This is a genomic window from Pseudomonas sp. PVC-3-1 (genome assembly GCF_057444315.1).
Genome location: NZ_CM172023.1, coordinates 4,176,822 through 4,198,412, shown reverse-complemented (window position 1 = coordinate 4,198,412; position 21,591 = coordinate 4,176,822). Strand labels below are relative to the sequence as shown.

At 63.8% G+C, this 21,591-nt stretch carries 26 protein-coding genes and 1 tRNA gene; 17 read left to right on the top strand and 10 right to left on the bottom strand.

The window, feature by feature from the left end; translation table 11 throughout:
* Window positions 1-76 precede the first annotated feature (76 nt).
* On the bottom strand, window positions 77-850 hold the full coding sequence (locus tag AC2T4A_RS19475; protein ID WP_416751401.1) for a class II aldolase/adducin family protein: 774 nt from the start codon (window positions 848-850) through the stop codon (window positions 77-79).
* Window positions 851-1,021: 171 nt separating this feature from the next.
* On the opposite strand from AC2T4A_RS19475, the gene AC2T4A_RS19470 reads away from it, so the two are divergent.
* The 4 genes from AC2T4A_RS19470 to AC2T4A_RS19455 all read left to right on the top strand — a co-directional run bounded on the left by AC2T4A_RS19470 (window position 1,022) and on the right by AC2T4A_RS19455 (window position 4,596).
* On the top strand, window positions 1,022-2,410 hold the full coding sequence (locus tag AC2T4A_RS19470) for an aminotransferase-like domain-containing protein (RefSeq protein WP_486741552.1): 1,389 nt from the start codon (window positions 1,022-1,024) through the stop codon (window positions 2,408-2,410).
* A gap of 191 nt (window positions 2,411-2,601) precedes the next feature.
* The gene (locus tag AC2T4A_RS19465; RefSeq protein WP_486741551.1) at window positions 2,602-3,402 is read left to right on the top strand and encodes an RNA polymerase sigma factor; all 801 of its coding nucleotides are present in this window, start codon (window positions 2,602-2,604) and stop codon (window positions 3,400-3,402) included.
* On the top strand, window positions 3,399-3,818 hold the full coding sequence (locus AC2T4A_RS19460; protein WP_416751407.1) for a PaaI family thioesterase: 420 nt from the start codon (window positions 3,399-3,401) through the stop codon (window positions 3,816-3,818). The genes AC2T4A_RS19465 and AC2T4A_RS19460 overlap by 4 nt, the downstream gene beginning before the upstream one ends.
* A 76-nt stretch (window positions 3,819-3,894) precedes the next feature.
* The gene (locus AC2T4A_RS19455; protein WP_416751409.1) at window positions 3,895-4,596 is read left to right on the top strand and encodes a YebC/PmpR family DNA-binding transcriptional regulator; all 702 of its coding nucleotides are present in this window, start codon (window positions 3,895-3,897) and stop codon (window positions 4,594-4,596) included.
* A gap of 129 nt (window positions 4,597-4,725) precedes the next feature.
* On the opposite strand, the gene AC2T4A_RS19450 is transcribed toward AC2T4A_RS19455, so the two are convergent.
* A complete protein-coding gene (locus tag AC2T4A_RS19450; RefSeq protein ID WP_416751411.1) occupies window positions 4,726-5,625 on the bottom strand; it encodes a LysR family transcriptional regulator in 900 nt (299 codons plus the stop codon).
* 146 nt (window positions 5,626-5,771) lie between these two features.
* Here AC2T4A_RS19450 and AC2T4A_RS19445 point away from each other — a divergent pair, with 146 nt between their 5' ends.
* The 4 genes from AC2T4A_RS19445 (at window position 5,772) to AC2T4A_RS19430 (ending at window position 9,970) form a co-directional block, all read left to right on the top strand.
* Window positions 5,772-7,280 (top strand): CoA-acylating methylmalonate-semialdehyde dehydrogenase, encoded by a 1,509-nt coding sequence (locus tag AC2T4A_RS19445; RefSeq protein WP_478377596.1) that lies wholly within the window; start codon window positions 5,772-5,774, stop codon window positions 7,278-7,280.
* Window positions 7,281-7,416: 136 nt separating this feature from the next.
* Window positions 7,417-8,292, top strand: a complete 876-nt coding sequence (gene mmsB / locus AC2T4A_RS19440) for a 3-hydroxyisobutyrate dehydrogenase (protein ID WP_486741550.1) — start codon at window positions 7,417-7,419, stop codon at window positions 8,290-8,292.
* 172 nt (window positions 8,293-8,464) lie between these two features.
* Window positions 8,465-9,382, top strand: coding sequence for a bestrophin family protein (locus AC2T4A_RS19435; protein ID WP_416751417.1), 918 nt, complete (start codon window positions 8,465-8,467; stop codon window positions 9,380-9,382).
* Window positions 9,383-9,403: 21 nt separating this feature from the next.
* Complete coding sequence (locus AC2T4A_RS19430) at window positions 9,404-9,970, top strand: flavin reductase family protein (RefSeq protein ID WP_486741549.1); 567 nt, start codon at window positions 9,404-9,406, stop codon at window positions 9,968-9,970.
* Here the strand turns inward: AC2T4A_RS19430 and AC2T4A_RS19425 are convergent.
* On the bottom strand, window positions 9,957-11,306 hold the full coding sequence (locus AC2T4A_RS19425; RefSeq protein WP_486741548.1) for a CoA transferase: 1,350 nt from the start codon (window positions 11,304-11,306) through the stop codon (window positions 9,957-9,959). The two genes, AC2T4A_RS19430 and AC2T4A_RS19425, sit on opposite strands and share 14 nt — an antisense overlap.
* Before the next feature lie 256 nt (window positions 11,307-11,562).
* Window positions 11,563-11,943: a hypothetical protein gene (locus AC2T4A_RS19420; RefSeq protein ID WP_416751423.1), complete on the bottom strand. Its 381-nt coding sequence runs from the start codon at window positions 11,941-11,943 to the stop codon at window positions 11,563-11,565.
* Between the two features lie 222 nt (window positions 11,944-12,165).
* Between AC2T4A_RS19420 and AC2T4A_RS19415 the strand changes: the two genes are divergently transcribed.
* Together AC2T4A_RS19415 and AC2T4A_RS19410 are read left to right on the top strand one after the other, a co-directional pair.
* A complete protein-coding gene (locus tag AC2T4A_RS19415) occupies window positions 12,166-12,480 on the top strand; it encodes a hypothetical protein (RefSeq protein WP_045217597.1) in 315 nt (104 codons plus the stop codon).
* A 112-nt stretch (window positions 12,481-12,592) separates the two neighbouring features.
* Window positions 12,593-12,778 carry a hypothetical protein gene (locus AC2T4A_RS19410; protein WP_045217600.1) on the top strand — a complete coding sequence of 62 codons (186 nt, stop codon included), beginning with the start codon at window positions 12,593-12,595 and terminating at the stop codon, window positions 12,776-12,778.
* Between the two features lie 6 nt (window positions 12,779-12,784).
* Here AC2T4A_RS19410 and AC2T4A_RS19405 read toward each other — a convergent pair whose 3' ends face one another.
* Window positions 12,785-13,156 carry a hypothetical protein gene (locus AC2T4A_RS19405; RefSeq protein ID WP_416751425.1) on the bottom strand — a complete coding sequence of 124 codons (372 nt, stop codon included), beginning with the start codon at window positions 13,154-13,156 and terminating at the stop codon, window positions 12,785-12,787.
* A gap of 433 nt (window positions 13,157-13,589) precedes the next feature.
* Between AC2T4A_RS19405 and AC2T4A_RS19400 the strand changes: the two genes are divergently transcribed.
* Together AC2T4A_RS19400 and AC2T4A_RS19395 are read left to right on the top strand one after the other, a co-directional pair.
* Window positions 13,590-14,303: an endonuclease gene (locus AC2T4A_RS19400; protein WP_486741547.1), complete on the top strand. Its 714-nt coding sequence runs from the start codon at window positions 13,590-13,592 to the stop codon at window positions 14,301-14,303.
* Window positions 14,304-14,391: 88 nt separating this feature from the next.
* Entirely contained in the window at window positions 14,392-14,898 is a 507-nt protein-coding gene (locus AC2T4A_RS19395; protein ID WP_416751429.1) for a DUF1993 domain-containing protein, read from the top strand.
* A 31-nt stretch (window positions 14,899-14,929) separates the two neighbouring features.
* On the opposite strand, the gene AC2T4A_RS19390 is transcribed toward AC2T4A_RS19395, so the two are convergent.
* Complete coding sequence (locus tag AC2T4A_RS19390) at window positions 14,930-15,403, bottom strand: Lrp/AsnC family transcriptional regulator (RefSeq protein WP_416751431.1); 474 nt, start codon at window positions 15,401-15,403, stop codon at window positions 14,930-14,932.
* A gap of 133 nt (window positions 15,404-15,536) precedes the next feature.
* On the opposite strand from AC2T4A_RS19390, the gene AC2T4A_RS19385 reads away from it, so the two are divergent.
* Both AC2T4A_RS19385 and AC2T4A_RS19380 read left to right on the top strand, forming a co-directional pair.
* Entirely contained in the window at window positions 15,537-15,872 is a 336-nt protein-coding gene (locus AC2T4A_RS19385) for a hypothetical protein (protein WP_486741546.1), read from the top strand.
* 98 nt (window positions 15,873-15,970) lie between these two features.
* The gene (locus AC2T4A_RS19380) at window positions 15,971-16,969 is read left to right on the top strand and encodes a bile acid:sodium symporter family protein (RefSeq protein WP_486741545.1); all 999 of its coding nucleotides are present in this window, start codon (window positions 15,971-15,973) and stop codon (window positions 16,967-16,969) included.
* A gap of 74 nt (window positions 16,970-17,043) precedes the next feature.
* Here AC2T4A_RS19380 and gorA read toward each other — a convergent pair whose 3' ends face one another.
* Window positions 17,044-18,402 carry a glutathione-disulfide reductase gene (gorA, locus tag AC2T4A_RS19375; protein ID WP_486741544.1) on the bottom strand — a complete coding sequence of 453 codons (1,359 nt, stop codon included), beginning with the start codon at window positions 18,400-18,402 and terminating at the stop codon, window positions 17,044-17,046.
* Between the two features lie 88 nt (window positions 18,403-18,490).
* Between gorA and AC2T4A_RS19370 the strand changes: the two genes are divergently transcribed.
* Window positions 18,491-18,922 carry a VOC family protein gene (locus AC2T4A_RS19370; protein WP_416751437.1) on the top strand — a complete coding sequence of 144 codons (432 nt, stop codon included), beginning with the start codon at window positions 18,491-18,493 and terminating at the stop codon, window positions 18,920-18,922.
* 58 nt (window positions 18,923-18,980) lie between these two features.
* Here the strand turns inward: AC2T4A_RS19370 and galU are convergent, their stop codons facing one another.
* Both galU and AC2T4A_RS19360 read right to left on the bottom strand, forming a co-directional pair.
* Entirely contained in the window at window positions 18,981-19,820 is an 840-nt protein-coding gene (galU, locus tag AC2T4A_RS19365; protein WP_088421520.1) for a UTP--glucose-1-phosphate uridylyltransferase GalU, read from the bottom strand.
* 206 nt (window positions 19,821-20,026) lie between these two features.
* Complete coding sequence (locus AC2T4A_RS19360) at window positions 20,027-20,392, bottom strand: LexA family protein (protein ID WP_486741543.1); 366 nt, start codon at window positions 20,390-20,392, stop codon at window positions 20,027-20,029.
* 156 nt (window positions 20,393-20,548) lie between these two features.
* Between AC2T4A_RS19360 and AC2T4A_RS19355 the strand changes: the two genes are divergently transcribed.
* Together AC2T4A_RS19355 and AC2T4A_RS19350 are read left to right on the top strand one after the other, a co-directional pair.
* A complete protein-coding gene (locus AC2T4A_RS19355) occupies window positions 20,549-20,713 on the top strand; it encodes a hypothetical protein (protein ID WP_416751442.1) in 165 nt (54 codons plus the stop codon).
* Window positions 20,714-20,891: 178 nt separating this feature from the next.
* A complete protein-coding gene (locus AC2T4A_RS19350; RefSeq protein ID WP_416751444.1) occupies window positions 20,892-21,257 on the top strand; it encodes a DUF3509 domain-containing protein in 366 nt (121 codons plus the stop codon).
* Window positions 21,258-21,359: 102 nt separating this feature from the next.
* On the opposite strand, the gene AC2T4A_RS19345 is transcribed toward AC2T4A_RS19350, so the two are convergent.
* Window positions 21,360-21,503 (bottom strand) — tRNA-Leu (locus AC2T4A_RS19345).
* Window positions 21,504-21,591: the final 88 nt, after the last annotated feature.

Genomic DNA, 21,591 nt, shown 5'->3' with positions numbered 1-21,591 from the left:
CTCTTGGCATTGTTGTTGGCAGATGGTTCAAGCACGCAGGCGCCCGGTCTCTGCGGACCGGGGCACGATATCAGGCTCAGCTCCGATAGACGGCCGCGCCGTCCTCGATCAGGCGCAGCGCCGATTCCCAGGCCAGCAGGTGCAGGCCGTCGGTCAGCGCCTCTTCTTCCTGTACGGCAACGCGCTCGCACACGGCGTGCGACGGGTAACGCAGCTGGCGGCCGCCAGCCAGGGCCTGGACCTGCGCCTGGCAGGCACGTTCGAGGAAGTAGATCTGGTTGAAGGCCTCGGCAATGCAGCGCCCGGTGGCCAGCAGGCCGTGGTTGCGCAGGATCATCACCATGTGGCTGCCCAGATCGTTGACCAGGCGCGAGCGCTCGTCCGGGTCCAGGGCGATGCCTTCGTAGTCGTGGTAGCCCAGGCGGTTATAGAACTTCAGCGCATGCTGGCTGATCGGCAGCAGACCGTCTTCCTGGGCGGACACCGCGATCCCGGCGGCGGTGTGGGTGTGGATCACGCAGGCCACGTCCTCGCGGGCGGCGTGTACCGCGGAGTGGATGTTGAAGCCGGCGCGATTGACGCTTTTCGGGCCGAAGCGCGGGTCGATGACGTCGCCCGCGTGGTCGACCTTCACCAGGTCGGAGGCGCGCATTTCGTGGAACAGCACGCCGTAGCGGTTGATCAGGTAGTGGCCCGGCTCGCCCGGCACCCGCGCAGAGATATGGGTGTCGATGTGGTCGGTCCAGCGGAAGTGCGCAATCAGCCGATACAGCGCGGCGAGGTCGCAGCGGGCCTGCCACTCTTCGGCGGAAATACTCGACGGATCGATGTTGTAAGCTGTGTCACGCATGACCGGTGGTCCTTGTTCTTGTTCAGGCTGTGCGGCGTATTGCCGCCGTCTGGAACCGAGTGTGCTGGGCGCGCCCTGCCCGCACCATGCACAGGGACATCGCAGATTTTGCAGTGCTGTTATGGTCACCGGACCTGTACAGATTTCTTCCCTTCGTGAACGGACCTTCGGATGCTGTTGCTCGACCCCACCTCGGACATTCCCCTGGTCACCCAGATCGTCGAAGGCATTGCCCAGGCCATCGACGAGCAGCGCCTGCGCCCCGGCGCCAAGCTGCCTTCGATCCGCAAGTTCGCCCAGGCCAATGGCGTCAGCCACTTCACCGTGGTCGAGGCTTACGATCGGCTGGTGGCCCGCGGCTGCCTGAACGCCGTACCCAACGCCGGTTTTTACGTGCGCGGCCCGGCGATCGAGGACAGCGCGAGCGACGAGGCACCGACGGAATTCGACTTCGACGCACACCTGCTGCTGCACAAGGTCTTCCAGCCGCTGGGCATGGAGATCCGCCCCGGCGTCGGCCTGTTGCCCGAGCACTGGCTCGATGGCGAGGGTTTGCAGCGAGGGCTGCGCAGCCTAGCGCGGGAAGAGCCGACCCAGTTCGGCAACTACGGCCATAGCAAGGGCAACCTGAAGCTGCGCGGCAAGCTGGCCGACCGCCTGGGCGATGCGGGTGTGGCCGCCAGCCCCGAGCAGATTCTGCTCACCGCTGGCGCCAGCCAGGCGCTGGACCTCACCGTGCGCTACCTGGTGCAGCGCGGCGACCCGGTGCTGGTGGACGAGCCGGGTTACCACAATCTGTTCCTCAACCTGCGTCTGCAGGGCGCACAATTGCTGGGAGTGCCGCGCAGCGCCGACGGGCTGGACCTGGACCGCCTGGAGCAACTGGCCCGCGAGCACCGGCCCAAGGTCTATTTCACCCAGGCGCGGCTGCAGAGCCCCACCGGCGGCAGTCTGTCCCTGGCCGCCGCGCACCGCCTGCTGCAACTGGCCGAGAAGTACGATTTCCTCATCGTCGAAAACGACATCTATGCCGACCTCGACCCTGCCGGCCAGCTGATCCTGGCCAACCTCGACCAGCTGGCGCGGGTGATCTACATCAGCAGCCTGTCCAAGGTCATCGCCCCAGCGCTGCGCACTGGCTTCATCGCGGCGCACCCTGAACTGATCGAGGAGCTGGTGCCGCTGAAGATGGTCAGCGGCCTGACCAGCTCGGAGCTTACCGAGACCCTGGCGCTGGACATCCTCCTGCAGGGGCGCCACCGCAAGCACGTGCGCCAGCTGCGCGACCAGCTCGGCGAAGCCCACAACAGCGTGGCGCGCCGCCTGGAAGCTGCCGGCCTGGAGATTTTTCACGAACCCCGTGCCGGGCTGTTCCTCTGGGCGCGGCACCGCGCGGTGAATGACGCCACCCTGCTCGCCGGGCGGGCCAAGGAGGCGAAGATCCTGCTGTTCCCCGGCCAACTGTTCATGCCCGACGGCCGCAGCGTGCCGTGGATGCGTTTCAACGTGGCGCACTCGCTGGACGAGCGGCTGTACGCCTTCCTCTCGGCCCAGAGCTGACGCCACTTGTAGGAGCGAGCTTGCTCGCGAACCGCCTAGGCACCTTGGTTGCCGGCAGGTCCGTTCGCGAGCAAGCTCGCTCCTACAACAAACTACCGTGCCCCACTGTCGGCCTGGCGGTCACAAAGTTCGCGGCCGCCGAGTCCAAGGAAGAAGAGCCGGAATTTCGCCGGCCACGTCAGGAGGACACCGTGAAATTCCCAGCCATCGACAACGAACAACTGCAGCGTGCCCAGCGCGGCGAGCCCGCCGCCCTCGATGCCTTGCTGCTGGCCATGCAGGCGCCGGTCTACAACCTCGCCCTGCGCATGCTCGGCCGCCGCGAAGACGCCCAGGACGCCAGCCAGGAAATCCTCCTGCGCATCACTACCCACCTCGCCAGCTTCCGTGGCGACAGCCAGTTCTCCACCTGGGCCTTCCGCATCGCCAGCAACGCGCTGCTGACTGCACGCACCAAGGTCCGCGAGGCGCCCACCGTGTCGCTGGAGGCCCTGGCCGACAAGCTCGACCTCGGTCTGCGCCTGGCCGAGGCCAACGAGCGCCCGCTGGAGCCGGCCGACAAGCTGGCCGCCGAGCGCATCGCCCTGGCCTGCACCCAAGGCATGCTGATGTGTCTGGAGCGTGAGCAGCGCCTGGCTTACGTGCTGGACATCGCCTTCGGGCTGGATTCGGAGACGGCGGCGGCGGTGCTGGAGATCGAGCCGGCGGCCTATCGCAAGCGACTGTCCCGCGCGCGCCAGCGGCTGGATGACTTCATGCAGCAGAGTTGCGGGCTGGTGAATGCCCAGGCCGCCTGCTCCTGCGAGCGCCAGGCCCTGGCGCTGCCTGCCGGCGGTGCCGACACTCGCCGGGCCGAAAGCGAGCTCCTCGCCCTCACCCGCCTGGCGGATGCGGCGGCGGTGTTCCGCGCGCACCCGGACTACCAGGTCCCGCAACGGGTGATCGAAACCGTGCGCGCCGTGCTGCAGCAGCACACCGGAGGCTGGCAATGAACGCGATCGCCGATCTGGGCTACCCCGAGGGATTTCAGCCGCTGCAACGGCGCAACCCGCTGCTGGACCTGCTCGGCCCATTCCTGGTGCGTGGCGAGGGCGAAGCGCTGGAGCTGGGCCTGCTGCTGGACGAACGCCACACCAACAGTCGCGGCGGCGTGCACGGCGGCATCCTGGCGACCCTGGCGGACATTGGCATGGGCTACGCCATGGCCTTCGCCAGCCAGCCGCCGCAGCCACTGGTCACCGCCAGCCTGACGCTGGACTACGTGTCCACCGCCCAGGTCGGCGACTGGCTGAGCATCCGCCTGCTACACAGTCGGCGCGGCAAGCAGATGGCGTTTGCCAATGCGCTGCTGTCGGTGGGCGACAAGGTGGTGGCCCAGGCCAGCGCGGTGTTCGCCGTCCCGCGTTGATCCGGCAGATATCGCCAGCGGCCGCGTGAGGCCTTAGACTTGCCGCCCATCAGCAACCGCCAGCAAGAGATCGACTATGGGCGCCCAGTGGAAAGCCAAACATAAAGAAGTCGCAGCCAACGCCAAGGGCCGCGTGTTCGGCAAACTGTCGAAGGAAATCATGATCGCGGCGCGCAATGGCGCCGACCCGGACATGAACCCGAAACTGCGCCTGGTCGTCGAGCAGGCCAAGAAGGCCTCGATGCCGCGCGACACCCTGGAGCGCGCCATCAAGAAGGGCGCCGGCCTGCTGGACGGCGCCGCCAACTTCGAGCGCGTGGTCTACGAAGGCTTCGCCCCGCACCGCGTGCCGGTGATCGTCGAATGCCTGACCGACAACGTGAACCGCACTATCGCGGAAATCCGCGTGCTGTTCCGCAAGGGGCAACTGGGCGCTTCCGGTTCGGTAGCCTGGGACTTCGATTACCTGGGGCTGGTCGAGGCCACCCCGGCCAGCGCTGACGCCGACCCGGAACTGGCCGCCATCGAAGCCGGCGCCCAGGACTTCGAATCGGGCGAGGAAGAAGGCGACACCCTGTTCCTCACTGACTCCACCGACCTCGACGCCGTCTGCCGCGCCCTGCCAGAGCACGGCTTCACCGTCGCTTCGGCCAAGCTCGGCTACAAGGCAAAGAACCCGGTGAGCCTGTCCGGCGCGGAACTGGAGGAAGTCGAAGCCTTCCTCGACGCCCTGGACGGCAACGACGACGTGCAGAACCTTTACGTCGGTCTGGCGTAATGCAAAACGGGCGGCCAACAGGCCGCCCGTTTTCTTTGAGAGTCACACGAACGGTAGGAGCGAGCTTGCTCGCCAACCCGCCTCACACCGGTATGTGCGGGTGAAATGTGTTCGCGAGCAAGCTCGCTCCTACCTGTGTCCTCGTCCCATCAGGACATCCTGGCTTCCCTCTGCCTTCTCGCGCAGGAAATCCCAGGTCGTGCGCATCCGCGCGATGTCCTTGAGCTCCGTGGGCATCAGCATCCAGAAAGTCCGCACGAATTCGATCTCGCCAGCCAGCACTGGCTGCAATGACGAATCCTCAGCCGCCGCGAACGCTGGCAGGATCGCCAAACCCGCGCCCTCCGCCACCGCCCGCTGCTGGGCCAGGATGCTGGTGCAACGCAGCGCCATGTGCAGTGGCCGGCCGATCTCGTCGAGGTATTGCAGCTCCTTGCTGTACAGCAGGTCGTCCACGTAGCCCACCAGCGCGTGCTCGCGCAGGTCGTCGCGCGTGCGGATCGGGCCGCGTTCGGCCAAGTAGTCCTTCGAGGCGTAGAGCCGCAATACGTAGTCGGTCAGCCGGGTGATCAGGTAGGGGCCGCGCCCGGGGCGCTCCAGGGTGATGACGATGTCCGCCTCGTGGCGCGACAGCTGCAGGGCACGCGGCACCGCCAGCAAGTCGACGCCCAGGTGCGGATGGCGCTGGTTCAGCTCTACCAACTGCGAGGTCAGCAGCGTCGAGCCGTAACCTTCCGTCGCGCCGATGCGCACCTTGCCGGAGAGATTGTCTTCCGCGCCGGCCAGGCGTTTCTCGATGACCTTGCAGGCGCTTTCCATCGCCTCGGCCTGCGGCAGCAGACCGTGACCGGCTTCGGTCAGCCGATAGCCGGCAGGCTCGCGCACCAGCAATTGCGCGCCGATGCTTTTCTCCAGCGCCTGCAGGCGACGGGCGACGGTGGTGTGGTCCACACCCAGGCGCCGTGCGGCGACGGTGAGCTTGCCGGCGCGGGATAGCTCGAGGAAGAAACGCAGATTGTCCCAGTCCATAAGCAGCCTGCTGCGCACTCTCTATGTGCGCTCTCCATGTGCAAAAACGCAGACCATACTTGCACATCACCGCATTGAGAACATCAAAAATGCACTGTTAGGATCGGACCACACAAGAACAAAGCCTTCAGGCTGGGAGAACCCCGATGACTGCACCTGCCGTCCCGACCGTCAAACTCTTCCTCGACGGCAAGCCCGTCGAGTCCACCACCTCCGAATGGCGTGACGTGATCAACCCCGCCACCCAGGAAGTCCTCGCCCGCGTGCCCTTCGCCACGTCCGAGGAAGTCGAGCGCGCAGTGGCCAGCGCCAAGACCGCGTTCAAGACCTGGAAGAAGACCCCGATCGGCGCCCGCGCGCGCATCTTCCTCAAGTATCAGCAACTGATCCGCGAGAACATGAAGGAGCTGGCGGCCATCCTGACCGCCGAACAGGGCAAGACCCTGCCTGACGCCGAAGGCGACGTGTTCCGCGGCCTGGAAGTGGTCGAGCACGCTTCGGCCATCGGCAACCTGCAACTGGGTGAACTGGCCAACAACGTGGCCGGCGGCGTGGACACCTTCACCCTCCTGCAGCCCATCGGCGTGTGCGCCGGCATCACCCCCTTCAACTTCCCGGCGATGATCCCGCTGTGGATGTTCCCGATGGCGATTGCCACCGGCAACACCTTCGTCCTCAAGCCGTCCGAACAGGACCCGATGGTGACCATGCGGCTGGTCGAGCTGGCCCACGAGGCCGGCGTGCCGCCGGGCGTGCTCAACGTCATCCATGGCGGCCCGGACGTGGTGAACGCCATCTGCGACCACCCGGACATCAAGGCCGTTTCCTTCGTCGGCTCGACCCGTGTCGGCACCCACGTCTACAACCGCGCCTCGCTGGCCGGCAAACGCGTGCAGTGCATGATGGGCGCGAAGAACCATGCGGTAGTGCTGCCCGACGCCAACAAGGAGCAGACCCTCAATGCCATTGCCGGCGCAGCCTTCGGCGCTGCAGGGCAACGCTGCATGGCGGTGTCGGTGGCCATTCTGGTCGGCGAAGCCAACCAGTGGATTCCGGACCTGGTCGCCAAGGCGAAGACCCTCAAGGTCAGCGGCGGTACCGAGGCCAATACCGACGTCGGCCCGCTGGTTTCCTGCGCTGCCCTGGACCGCGTCAGCGGCCTGATCGAACGCGGCACCCAGGAAGGCGCCACGCTGGAGCTGGACGGACGCAACCCGCAGGTCGAAGGCTACGGCAAGGGCAACTTCGTCGGCCCGACCGTGTTCTCCGGCGTCACCCCGCAAATGACCATCTACCGCGAGGAAATCTTCGGCCCGGTGCTCTGCGTGGTGTCGGTGAAGACCTTCGATGAGGCCATCGAATTGATCAACGCCAACCCCAATGGCAACGGCACTGCGCTGTTCACCCGCTCCGGCGCCGCCGCCCGCCACTTCAAGGAAGAGATCGACGTCGGCCAGGTGGGCATCAACGTGCCGATCCCGGTGCCGGTGCCGCTGTTCTCCTTCACCGGCTCGCGCGGCTCGAAGCTGGGCGACCTGGGCCCCTACGGCAAGCAGGTGGTGCAGTTCTACACCCAGACCAAGACCGTTACCGAGCGCTGGTTCGACGAGAACGAGGTCGGTGGTGCGGTGAACACCACCATCAACCTCAAGTAAAAGCTGCCCGCCCGCCTGCCCCGAGCCGGCCCGGACCTCCGCATGGATGCGGGCCCGGGTTCGGCACCACGCGGGCGGGCACCCTTTTTGCGCCCACCTTCAGGGCGCTACCGCACAAGAAGAAGAGGAAATCCCCATGCGCATTGGATTCATCGGACTCGGCAACATGGGCGGCCCCATGGCCGCCAACCTGCTCAAGGCCGGCTTCGACCTGAGCGTCTTCGACCTCTCCGCCAAGGCCGTGGAAACGGCCGTCGCCCTCGGCGCCCGTGCGCTGGAGTCCCCCGCGGCAGTGGCGCGCGACGATGTCGAAGTGATCATCACCATGCTGCCTGCCGCGGCCCACGTGAAGCAGGTGTTCCTCGGCGACGCCGGCCTGCTGGCTAACGTGCAGCCTGGCGTGCTGCTGATCGACTCTTCCACCATCGACCCACTCAACGCCCGAGAGGTTTCCGCTGCCGCTCACGCCCACGGCAACCCGATGCTGGATGCACCGGTTTCCGGCGGTACCGCTGGTGCGGCTGCGGGCACCCTGACCCTCATGGTCGGCGGCGAGCAGGCCGACTTCGAGCGTGCCCGCCCGGTGCTCGCGGCCATGGGCAAGAACATCGTGCACTGCGGCGGCGCGGGCAACGGCCAGGTGGCCAAGGTGGCGAACAACCTGCTGCTGGGCATCTCCATGATCGGCGTGGCGGAAGCCATGTCCCTGGGCGTGAAGCTGGGCATGGATGCAGAAGTACTGGCCGGCATCATCAACACCTCCAGCGGCCGCTGCTGGGCCTCGGAGATCAACAACCCGCTCACCGGCGCGCCGGCGGCCCGTGGCTACAGCGGCGGCTTCGGTACCGACCTGATGCTCAAGGACCTGGGCCTGGCCAGCGAGGCCGCGCGGCAGATCCGCCAGCCGGTGCTGCTCGGCGCCCTCGCCCAGCAGCTGTTCCAGACCTTCAGCAACCAGGGCAATGGCCAGCTGGACTTCTCGGCGATCGTCAAGCTGTACCAGCAGGGCTAGGTACGCCCGAACGTTGCTCTTTTCTGTAGGAGCGAGCTTGCTCGCGAACCTCTTCGCTACGGGGCCGGTTCGCGAGCAAGCTCGCTCCTACAAAGGGTGCCCTCTGCGACACACGTCGCCCAAGCCTTCATCTCGGCTATCATGCGCGCTCCGCCCCACCGGATGCCGCCGTATGATCCTCCGCCCGCAAACCCCGACGCTCTGGGTCCTGCTGTTCTCCCTCAAGGGATCGATCATCCCGGCCATCTGGCGCAAGGTGCTCTACACGGTATTGCTCAGCTCCCTGGTGGTGGCCACCCACGGCACGCTCTACCACTACAAGGTCATCATCACCTCCACGCCCTTCACCCTCTGGGGCCTGACGCTGGCGATCTTCCTGGGCTTTCGTAACAACGTCGCCTACCAGCGCTTCTGGGAGGCGCGCACGCTGTGGGGCGAGTTGCTGATCGTCACCCGCAACCTGGCGCGCCAGACACGCTCACTTTTGCCGGATATGAATGCCGAGGACCGTCGCCAGCTGTGCAACCCGCTGATCGCCTTCAGCTATGTCCTGCGCGACCAGTTGCGCGGCACCGCGCAAAGCGATGACGTGAAGCGCCTGCTGGGCGAAGAAGCCGCCACCCTGGCCGCCAGCCGCAGCCCGACCAACGTCCTGCTCGCCAGCCTCGCCCAGCGCTTTGCCGAACGCAGTCGTGCCAGGGGCGCGAGCGACATCACCCTGGCCGCCATCGACCAGCAGATGACCCGCCTGTCCTACGTGCTGGGCGGCTGCGAACGCATCCGCAACACGCCGATTCCCTACCCCTACATCCTGATGCTGCACCGCATCGTGCACGTCTACTGCTTCCTGCTGCCCTTCTGCCTGGTGGACAGCATCGGCTGGTTCACCCCACTGGCGGTGTGTGTGCTGGCCTACACCTTTTTCGGCCTGGACGCCCTGGGCGATCAGATCGCCGACCCTTTCGACACCCAACCCAACGACCTGCCGCTGGATGCGATGAGCCGCAACACTGAGATCGCCGTGCTGGAAATCCTCGGCGAGACCGACCTGCCCGAACCACTGAAGCCGGTGGACGGCCTGCTGCTCTGATCCGGCCTTGAGGACCACTGAATGAACCACCTGAAAGACGTGCCGCTGAACAAGGCCTACCTGCTGCTCAACCACGGCCCGAGCACCCTCGTCACCAGCGAGCACGAAGGCGTGGCGAACGTCATGGCCGCCGCCTGGGTCATGCCACTGGACTTCGACCCGCCCAAGCTGATGCTGGTATTGGATCGCAACACCTGGTCCCGCCATCTGGTTGAAGGCTCGGGGACCTTTGTCATCCAGTTGCCGACTCGTCAGCAGGCCGAACTGACCCTGGCGGTAGGCTCCAGCAATGGCGGCGAAGGCAACAAGTTCGAGCAACTGGACATCCGCACATCCCGTGCGAAGCAGGTCGAGGCGCCGATCGTGGATGGCTGCGTGGCCTACCTGGAATGCAAGGTGATCAACGAGCCCCACAACCAGGAAAAATACGACCTGTTCATCGCCGAAGTGGTGGCCGCCTACGCCGATGAGCGTGCCTTCTCCAACGGCCGCTGGCATTTCCCCGCTGACGAGCTGCGCACCATTCACTACCAGGCTGGCGGCGCTTTCTTTGCCACCGGCGAGGCGTTCCAGGTCAGTCGGGGCTGATCGGCTCCCAGGCTGCCGACGCCGAGCCCAGTTCGGAAGCCGGCAACTCCCAGTAGAGCGGCGAGCCGGCAACTTGCAGCGGCGGGCGCAAGCGCCGCGCATGGCCCCAGGCCGTTGTCTCGATGCCGGGCGCCAGATCAGCAGCTGTCTCCTCCGCCAACGCCAGCGAGCCTACCGACGAAACGCCCGCCTCCAGCAGACATTGCGCCGTGCGTGCCAGCGACAGCCGCCAGCGGCTCCCCCTCCCGCTGCGCCGGCGCTCGGCCAAACCGCGCAGGGCGGCCGCAGCGATCAGGTAACCCGTGGCGTGGTCGAGTGCCTGCACGGGCAGCGGTACGGGCTTGTCTTCCCCGCGCCAGACGCGCCCGGCCTCGGCGATGCCGCTGCTCATCTGCACCAGGCTGTCGAAACCACGCCTGTCGCTCCAGGGGCCAGACCAGCCGTAGGCATTCAGGCTGACGTCCACCAGCCCTGGTGCGATCGTACGGCGTACGTCGGTGCCGAATCCCAGGCGCTCCAGGGCATCGGCGCGGTAGCCGTGGACCAGCACGTCGGCGCTGGCGAGTAGCGCCTGGAAGCGTTCGCGGCCTTCCGGTTGGCGCAGGTCCAGCCGCGCGCAGTGCTTGCCCAGGGTCACTTCCGGCACTACGCCGGGCTCGTCCCAGTCCGGCGGATCGATACGCAGGACCTCGGCGCCAAAGCCGGCAAGGAAGCGGGTGGCGATGGGACCGGCCAGCACGCGGGTCAGGTCGAGCACACGCAAACCGGTCAGCGGGCGCTCACGGTCGATCTCGATATCCAGGGAAGGCGCCGACACCAACTGGATATCGCGCAATACCAGCGGTTCACGCGCCACAGCAATCCCTTGCGGATGCTGCTTCCAGGCATCCCAGGAACGCATTTCGGCCGCACAACCGCCCTCCTTCACGATCGCCAGTTCCAACTCGCCCGCCTGCCAGCTCGCCACGGCAGTAGCGACCTGGTCGCGATCGTTCCCAGTGCCGAGCACTCGGAGTGCGGCGGCGCGATGATGCGGAGCATTGGTGTGCAGACGAACCCAGCCGTCGCGGGTGGCGTAGTTGCCGGCGATGGCATCCCACAGATCGGGAGGTGTCCAGCCCTGCGCGCGCAGGGAGGTAGCAAACCAGAAAGAAGCCAGGCGGCGGTCCACGACCATTGAAGTGTTTGCGCCTGCATCCGGCTCCAGCCATTCACCCAGCGCCAGTCCGGCGCTGGCAATGCTGGCGGCCGCCAGTTCGGTGACGAAGAACGCCGAGGGCAGCGAGCCTTCGCTGCGAAAGGCCAAGTGGCTGAGGCGCTCGGCTTGACCGCCCAAGGCTGTCCAAAGTCGTTCCGCAAGAACCCGCTGCATCTCTATCTCCGCCTTTCCGTGGAGTTCCACCTTAGCCGCGCCACGGCCGGTGGGCGAGCCGACCTTGGTCGACAGGCAATAAAAAGCCCGCAATCAAGCGGGCTTTTCGATGGGGAGCTAATCCCTTAGCTGGTTTTCATACTCCGCCGCCGGGTGTGAAAAAAACGTGAAGGACATCCCAGCCGAAACATTTTGTTGGAGTACGGCACGTTCAGCCTCGTCAGCTCGAATAATCCAGCGCGGTCCAGACCCTGCTGAGCGCGTCGCTGATCTGGCAGCCTGACAGATCGGCTGCCTCGCCCCGCGAAGACAGACGCACGGTGGAATCGCCCTCGCCTTCGGTCAGCCATTGCAGGCGACCGCAGTTGGGGGTGTCGATCACGTAGCTGGCCGCGATGGCCGAGCGCTCCTTCGGCAGGCGTATGGCGTCGCGCACGGTACCGCGCTCTTCGATGCGCTTGCCGTCGGCCACCAGCACGGCCCAGGCCTCCTTGCCCTCAATGATGAGGTAGGCGCCATTGGCGCGCGGGATATCCGCCTGGGGCTGGACGCACCCCGCCAGCATCGCCACACCTGCGCAAAGCATCAGTTTCTGCAGCATCGCCATCGCTCCTGTTCGTCGAGGAGTGCTCGTCAGGCCAATGGCGACGGGCACTTCAGGGTTTCTGTCAGACCGCGAGAGAGATACTAGGAGAAAATACTGTTCATGCATACAGTATTTTGCGAAAATTTTTTAAACCTCGACGAAAGGCCACAGTCCATTGGCTACGTCGATCACCTCGGATCACAGGGCATGGGCCTGAAACCCATTGAGGAGCAAGCGATGGTCAGCATCCATCAGCTGAAATACACCGTGAACCACATGGCCATCGAGGAAGTCAGCGAGGCCGTGTCGGAACTGCTGCTGGAGGGGCTGGTCACAGAGGGCAAGACGCCCTTCAGCCGTACCCACTTCAATGTCTGCTTCGCGGAAATCGAAGCCCTGATGCAGCGCGCCGGCTATCACCGCCCGCTGGATGTGGTGGGCTACCAGGGCCAGGCCTACGCCATGTTCGATCCCAGCCGCTGGGACGCCGTGGAAGTCCTGCGCTGGTTGAAGGAATACGTCGAGGAATCGAAGGCGGTCAGCACCGCCTGAATGCTAGGGCCTTTTCGCAGGGCGTGGTTGCGGGAGCAGCGACTTGCGAAGGCCTAACCGGCGCACTAATGTCCCATGCACTTTCCCCGCTTGCCGAATCAAGGACGATTCCATGAGCGACTCTTCCTCCGACGACAGCTGGCTCTGGGCCTACCGCAAACTCCGTAGCTGGGATGTGGGCCGGGTCAGCTCGGCGTTCCTCGCCACACTCTTCCATTGGCGCGGCGATACCGGGCTTTTCTACAGCCACGGTGGTCTGCGCAAGTCCCGCCTGACCCGCGACGATCTGATCGACTGAACCCGCCTACTGCTGCTGGTAATTGCCATTGCCGCGCGGGTAAACCGCACCGTTGGGGTACTCGATGCTCTGACGAATGCCACCGCTGCCCTGGTCGATGATCACAGTGCTGGAGCGCGTTTCACCGTACCCCCTGGGCACTGTTACGCCACCATAGCCATCCTGACGCTGCCAGCTGGACGAACTGTCCACGCTGCCGCTGGCACCGGGGCTGACGTAGATGCGCTGGATCACCGGTGGCGACTGCTGCCACTGCGGTGGGTTCTGATGACCCTGCGTGCCTTGCGACTGTGTCTGCTGCCCGATGAACTGCTGCGCGAATGCCGGCGCCGCCAGGGCGCAACAGGCGACGATCGCCAGGTTTCTGAGACCGATCATGACGATCTCCCGAATGATGGAAAGACTCCAGCTTATCAAGCCTTGGTCGCGCCGTGCAGACCCTGGATAAATCGAAATTTAATGCATCTATATCAATGGCATATGCTCATTTATGAATGTTAAATCTACGAAATAGCCCCCCCAGCGCCCCTCCGCGACAGGCGGATTTCCACCCAGCAGCCGCCACCGTCAAACAGTTAGATAGCGCTTACTCTTAAAGTGATTTCTATTATATTTTTATCCTTTAAAAACAAATAGATATGACTATCTCCTGATACTTTACGAGAGAACAAAGACTTCTCCGCAAAGGAGCCCCTGCTGGCGCATCACCCAGCCACTCGCGCACAGCTTTCCGCCCCTTGCCATTCCATTGCCACGATTGGCATTTCTTTCTCAATCAGTAAGATGCAGCGACTTTCGTAAGGAACGCCTCATGTTCGGACGCTGCCTGACCCTGCTGCTGATCCTCGCCATTCCCACGGTCGCCTCCGCTGCCGCCCCCCGCACCTTCGAGGAAGCCAAGAAGGTCGGGCGCAAGCTCTACGCCCGCCAGTCGGTAGAGTTCTATTGCGGCTGCCGCTACAACGGCACCAAGGTCGACCTGAAGAGCTGCGGCTACACCCCGCGCAAGAATGCCAACCGGGCTTCGCGCATCGAGTGGGAACACATTGTCCCCGCCTGGGTGATTGGCCATCAGCGCCAGTGCTGGCAAAGCGGCGGACGCAAGAACTGCTCGCGCAATGACCGGGTCTACCAGAAGGCCGAGGCCGACCTGCACAACCTGGTGCCGAGCATCGGCGAGGTGAATGGCGACCGCGCCAACTACAGCTTCGGCTGGCTGCAGCAGAAGCCATCGCAGTACGGCGCCTGCCCGATGGTGGTGGACTTCAAGGCGCGCAAGGCCATGCCCCGTGCGCAGATCCGCGGCATGATCGCCCGCACCTACTTCTACATGAGCGACCGCTACGGCCTGCGACTATCCAACCAGGACCGCCAGCTGTTCACTGCCTGGAGCAAGCAGTACCCGGTGGAAGCCTGGGAACGCCAGCGCAACCAGATGGTTGGCTGCGTGATGGGCTGGGGCAACCCTTACGTTGGCCCTATCGAAGCCGATCGCTGCCCGACGCCGAAGGTGGCGAGGCGCTGAAGCCTGGCGACAGCCGTAGGCGCCAGCAGTAGACTCCGACAGCCGTCCAGCGCGACGAGCCAACCTTTATCTGTCTGGAGTACGCAGCATGTCCCTCTCGATCTACCAGGCCTCTGTACCCGTCTTCATCCGCATGCTCGGCAACCTCTCGGCGATTCTCGCCAAGGCTGCCGCCCATGCTCAGGCCAAGTCCATCGATCCCGCCGTCCTGATCAACGCCCGCCTCGCCCCCGACATGTTCGCCCTGGCGCGCCAGGTGCAGATCGCTTCCGACTCCGCCAAAGGCGCTGGTGCCCGCCTGGCCGGCGTGGAGGTGCCCAGCTTCGCCGATGACGAAGCCACCTTCGAAGAACTGCAGGCGCGCATCGCGAAGACCGTCGACTTCCTCAAGACCCTCAAGCCGGAGCAGTTCGAAGGCGCAGAGGAGCGCACCATCGAGCTGAAACTGCGCACCCGCGAAGTCAGCTTCAAGGGCTCGGACTTCCTGCTCGGATTCGTCAACCCGAACTTCTATTTCCACATCACCACGGCCTACGACATCCTCCGCCACAACGGCGTGGAAGTCGGCAAGATGGACTACCTGGGCGGCGTCTGACCGCCCCGGGCGCCGGCATACCCGGCGCCCTTCAGCCGCGCGGCAACGGCAGCATGGTGGTGGACTTGATCTCCGAGAGCGCCACAATGGAGTTGATCTCCTGTACGCCCGGTACCTGCGACAGCCGCTCGAAGAAGAAGCGCTCGTAAGCCTCCACATCCTCGGTAACGATGCGCAGCATGAAGTCCACGGCCCCCATCAGCACGTGGCACTCCAGCACCTCGGGAAAGTCCTGCATGGCCTGCGCGAAATCCGTCAGGTGATTGCGCCCGTGGGCATTGAGCTTCACCTGGGCAAATATCTGGGTATTCAGGCCGATCTTCTTGCGGTCGAGCAGGGTCACCTGCTTGCGTATCACCCCCTCTTCCTTCAAGCGCTGAATCCGGCGCCAGCATGGCGACTGCGACAGGCCGATGCGCTCAGCTATCTCGGCCGTGGAAAGGGTCGCCTCCTCCTGTAGCAGGGCGAGAATCTTGCGGTCATGGGCATCCAGAAAAACAGGCATGAATAAGTCTCTTATATCTATTTAACGGACTTATTAATGCACAAATAGGCCAACAATTGCAGAAAACAGGCAAATAATTCCCACAGGACCACCGCAGAATACTTCCTACTTTCCCTTGTATCGGCACGCCGTCATGACGCTCCCCGCACTCCATCTCGTCGAATTCCCCCTGGACCAACACGAGCGCCCGGTTCCTGCCGAAGTGGCCGCCGACGTGCGCTACCTGATCCGCGCCGAGATCGATGCAGACATTCTCTGCCGGCTGCTGAACCAGTTCGCGCTCCAGGGCCATGTGCCGGCCGAAGTCGAGTCCTTCCGCCGGGAAGAGTGGCTGGACATTGCCCTGCGGGTGAACACCTTGCCGCGCTATCGCGCCGAAGTGATCGCCCAGCGCATGCGCGGCATGGTCAGCGTGTGCTCGGTGGATCTGCACGTGCAGGGAGTGGAAACTGTCCTCTCAGCGACATAAGCTGACTTTCTGGCGTTAGCCGGCACATTCTCCCAGGCTTAGAGTGCGAACCTGACCTTCATGGTCCTTCACACACAACAACGATGAGAGATGTGCCCATGGCTCGCCCACGCCTACTCCCCGACAACTTCACCCTGGCGCTGATCGCCACGGTGACCGTTGCCAGCCTGCTGCCCTGCGAAGGCACCGCTGCCGTAATCTTCGGCTGGATCACCAACCTGGGCATCGCGCTGCTGTTCTTCCTTCATGGCGCGAAGCTGTCGCGCCAGGCGATCGTGGCAGGCGCCACCCACTGGCGCCTGCACCTGCTGATTTTCTCCTGCACCTTCATCCTCTTTCCCCTGCTCGGCCTGGCGCTCAAGCCGGCATTGTCGCCGCTGGTAACTCCGGACCTGTACCTGGGCATGCTCTATCTCTGCGCCCTGCCCGCCACCGTGCAATCCGCAATCGCCTTCACCTCGCTGGCACGGGGCAATATCCCGGCGGCGATCTGCAGCGCATCAGCCTCCAGCCTGCTGGGCGTGTTCGTTACGCCGCTGCTCGTGCAATTGCTGATCGGCGCCCATGGCGATACCGGGATGTCGACGCTGGACGCCATCGGCAAGATCACCCTGCAACTGCTGGTGCCCTTCATTGCCGGCCAACTGCTGCGCCCGTGGATCGGTGCCTGGGTGGAGCGGCACAAGCCGGTCCTGCGCTACGTGGATCAGGGTTCGATTTTGCTGGTGGTCTACACCGCCTTTAGCGCCGCGGTGATTCAGGGCCTGTGGCACCAGGTTCCGCTGCCAGCCCTGGCCGGCCTGGTCGTGGCCTGCTGCGTACTGCTGGCACTGGCGCTGGCGGTCACCAACCTGCTGGGGCGCTGGCTGGGCTTCTCCCTGGAAGACCGGATCACTATCATCTTCTGCGGCTCGAAGAAAAGCCTGGCTACCGGCGTACCGATGGCCTCGGTACTGTTCGCCAGCAGCACCGTGGGCGTGATCCTGCTGCCGCTGATGCTGTTCCACCAGATCCAGCTGATGGTCTGTGCTGTGCTCGCTCAGCGCTACTCTCAGCGCCAGGAAGACGCTCAGGCTTCGCTGGAGCGCGCCAACTGATAGCCTGACCCAGGCGAAAGCCACCCACAAAAAAGCCGGTGCAGATGCACCGGCTTTTTCATTTCCGCTCGCTGTCAGGCGCCGACGGGCGTGCGCAGGGTGACGAACTCCTCGGCGGCGGTCGGATGGATACCGATGGTTTCGTCGAAGACCCGCTTGGTCGCCCCTGCCTTCAGCGCAATGGCGATGCCCTGGAGGATTTCTCCCGCCTCCGGGCCCACCATGTGGCAACCCAGCACCTTGTCGCTGTCGGCATCGACGATCAGCTTCATCAGGGTCTTTTCCTGGTATTCGGTGAGGGTCAGCTTCATCGGGCGGAAGCGGCTCTCGAAGACTTTCACCTTGTGCCCGGCGCTGCGCGCTTCATCTTCGGTGAGGCCCACCGTACCGATGTTCGGCAGGCTGAATACCGCGGTAGGAATCAGCTTGTAGTCCACCGGGCGGTATTCCTCCGGACGGAACAGCTTGCGCGACAGCGCCATCCCTTCGGCCAGCGCCACGGGCGTCAGTTGCACGCGGCCGATGACGTCACCGATGGCGTGGATCGACGGCTCGCTGGTGCGGTAGGCCTCATCGACCTTGATGTAACCGCGCTCATCCAGATCGACCGAGACGCTTTCCAGGCCCAGGTTATCCAGCTGCGGGCGGCGGCCGGTGGCGTAGAACACGCAATCAGCCTCCAGAACGCGTCCATCCTTCAGCGTGGCAGCCAGCGTGCCGTCGGCCTGCTTGTCGATGCGCGCAATGTCGCTATTGAACTGCAGGTCCAGCCCCTTCGTGGTCAGCTCATCACGCAGGTGCTCACGCACGCTGCGGTCGAAGCCGCGCAGGAACAGGTCCTTGCGGTACAGGAGCGAAGTCTGCGCGCCCAGTCCATGGAAGATGCCCGCGAATTCCACTGCGATATAACCGCCGCCGACCACCAGCACGCGGCGCGGCAGCTCCTTGAGGAAGAACGCCTCGTTGGAGGTGATCGCATGCTCCTTGCCGGGAATATCCGGCACCTGCGGCCAGCCCCCCGTCGCGATCAGGATGTGCTTGGCACGGAAACGCTGGCCATCGACCTCCACAGTATGCGCATCCTGCAGCTTGGCGTGACCTTCCAGCAGCGTGACGCCGCTGTTCACCAGCAGGTTGCGGTAGATGCCATTGAGACGATGGATTTCGTGGTTCTTGTTGGCGATCAGGGTCGCCCAGTTGAAGTTCGCTTCACCCAGCGTCCAGCCGAACCCGGCGGCCTGCTCGAAGTCCTCATGGAAGTGCGCCCCATACACCAGCAGCTTCTTCGGCACGCAACCGACGTTGACGCAGGTGCCGCCCAGGTAGCGGCTTTCCGCGACGGCCACCTTGGCCCCAAAGCCCGCAGCGAAGCGCGCGGCACGCACACCGCCGGAACCCGCACCGATGACGAACAGGTCAAAATCGAAAGGCATCATGGATCTCCGCTTGGATATGCCAGGCAGCATACCTCATGACGCCTGGCCTATCCTGCCAACTGACGGACCCGAAGGAGGCATTACCATGCGCCCGACCCTGACCCATCTCGCCCTGCACGTGCCCGACCTGGAGGCTTGCGTTTCGTTCTACGAGCGATTCTGCGGCATGCGCGTCATTCACGAGCGTGAAGGAAAGGGTTCGCGCATCGTCTGGATGGCAGAACCAGGCAAGGAGCACAGCTTCATTTTCGTCATCATGCCCGGCGGCCAGGAGCGGCACCTGGCAAGCGACGACTACAGCCACTTCGGCTTCGCCGTGGACACTCATGATGAGGTCGACCGCATTGCCAGGGATGCGGAAGCTGCCGGCTGCCTGATCTGGGCGCCACGGTCGGAACCCTACCCGGTGGGATACTACTGCGGCCTTCGTGATCCGGCCGGCAATTACGTCGAGTTCAGCTATGGCCAGCCGCTGGGGCCGGGTTCCGAAGCGATGCCGATTCCACGCTCGATGTAGGCCGGAAAACGAGAAAGCCACCCGGAGGTGGCTTTCTCGAAGAGCGAAAAGGTCTGAATTACCAGGCCTTGCCAGTCTTGTAGAGGTGCTCGTAGCAGAAGTTGGTCGCCTCGATGTAACCCTCGGCGCTGCCGCAGTCGAAACGCTTGCCCTTGAACTTGTACGCCAGCACGCAACCGTCCTGGGCCTGTTTCATCAGGGCGTCGGTGATCTGAATTTCACCGCCTTTGCCCGGCTCGGTCTGCTCGATCAGGTCGAAGATGTCCGGAGTCAGGATGTAGCGGCCGATGATCGCCAGGTTCGACGGCGCATCTTCGGGCTTCGGTTTCTCGACCATGGTGTTCACGCGATAGATGTCGTCGCGGATCATCTCGCCGGCGATCACGCCGTACTTGTTGGTCTCTTCCGGCGGTACTTCCTGGATCGCCACGATGGAGCAGCGGAACTGGTTGTACAGCTTGACCATCTGCTTGAGGACGCTGTCGCCTTCAAGGTTCAGGCACAGGTCGTCCGCCAGCACGACGGCGAAGGGCTCGTCACCGATCAGCGGACGGCCGGTCAGGATAGCGTGGCCCAAGCCCTTCATTTCGATCTGACGGGTGTAGGAGAAGGTGCATTCGTCGATCAGGCGACGAATACCGACCAGGTACTTTTCCTTGTCGGTGTTGCGAATCTGGTGCTCCAGCTCATAGCTGATATCGAAGTGGTCTTCGAGGGAGCGCTTGCCGCGGCCAGTGACGATACCGATTTCGCCGAGACCGGCTTCCAGCGCCTCTTCAACGGCGTACTGGATCAGCGGCTTGTTCACCACCGGCAGCATTTCCTTGGGCATGGCCTTGGTGGCCGGGAGGAAGCGGGTACCGTAGCCGGCGGCCGGGAACAGACATTTCTTGATCATGGGAGTCCTTCGAGAGGGACAGGGGTGCGAGTTGCGCGCAGTCTAATCAGGCTGCGCCCGCCTTACAATGCCCCGGATTGCAAGCTGCACGACTCTCGTGAGGAGTTGCGAATCCGGTGGCACGCGCATCTGACCATCGAGCCCCTGATTTAGTTCTCGAGGTTGCTGGCAAATGGTCAGCATTCAATCCACCTGCCGCCCCTGCCCTATGCCTTCAGCCCCTTCGCTACGTCGCTGGCAGAAAGTCGCTGGCGCACAACACCCCAGATCGAAAGCTCATCGCCTTCCTCGACCTTGAGCGTGGGATAGCCCTCGCCTGCCGCCTGCAGCGCGAACGAACCGTCGATGATCGCGAGCCGACGGATCAACGCCTCGCCATTGAGCGCGGCCACCACGATCTCACCAGGCGATGCCAGCTCCGAACGGTCGACCAGGAGCAGGTCGCAGTCGTGAATACCTGCCTGCGTCATGCCTTCGCCACATGCGCGGACTATGTAGGTATGAAGAGATGCAGCTCCGGCCACTCCGCCGCGCTGCATCACATCTCGAACTTCCAGAATGGCTTGCTGCATAACCGCACTCCGAATACTGTATGCATATACAGATACCAGATGCTCAGCAGCCAGACAAGCCATTGAATGGAACCTCCGGGGAGAAATGCCGCTCAACCGAAAGGACAGCGCACCGATGACGGTGGACTACCCTTAGGGAGGGGTGAGGATATCGATATGAATCCAGGCACGTTCGTCACACTCATGATTATTGGCTGGGTCCTGCTGGCACTGGTCACGCTATGGGCGATCCTGCGGGTGCCGATGCGCCGGGCACGCCTGCAGAAGACCAAGTCCGCAGTAAAAACGACCTCATCGCGGCACCACCCTCTCCCGCACTGAATGTCATCGTCGTGCAAAATGCCCTGCCATTTCCGCTTTACCTTGCAAGCTGCATGGAAAACGAAACGGCACTATCTTTTAAGTCATTGATTTAAAAGTAATTATTATTTCATTCAGATTGGTATGCACCCTGCAATGAACGGGAAGGAACTCCCCACTCACTGCCGAGGACGACACCATGCCAATCGACCGTCTGCCTGCCGCCCAATACCTTTGCCAGGTCTTCTCCGATTTCGACGTCAGCTTCACTGCTCGACCGGACGGCAATCTGATCATGACGCTGAGCAAGGATGCAGGCGAACACATCGCCTGCCGCGTGGTGCGATTGGAAGAACAACGCAATGAAGAACTGCTGACCAGCCTGGTAGGCCGCATTCGCCGCGACCTGGCAACCGAATACGGCCCGCTGCAGGAGGGCGACGCCGGCCACTTCAAGGAAGAAGTACCGCTGCAGAACTTCTACGAGACAGCCGGACCACTGCGCCAGCGCCGCATCGTCAAGGCTGGCGCGAAACTGCGCTCGATGGCCAACGCAGGCGCGTGAATCGCCAGAAACGAAAAACCCGGCCTAAGCCGGGTTTTTCGTATTTTGCGCTCACCTCGAATCAAGCATGCAATCCGCAATGACTCGGGGGATACAGGAAGTTGGTGCCCGGAGCCGGACTCGAACCGGCACGCCCAAAGGGCGAGAGATTTTAAGTCACTCGCCCTTTCTTTATATATGAAGACCTTACGCCTCTTTCCGGTCCGCAACCGAACTACCAAGGCTCCCGTCTGAGCCACGCGTGGCAAGGGGGAAAAATTAATTGCGGACCTGAATTCTCCCGCCTTGCCCGTCCCGGGCACGATCACCCTCCCTCTGTCGCCTTACCTTGAGA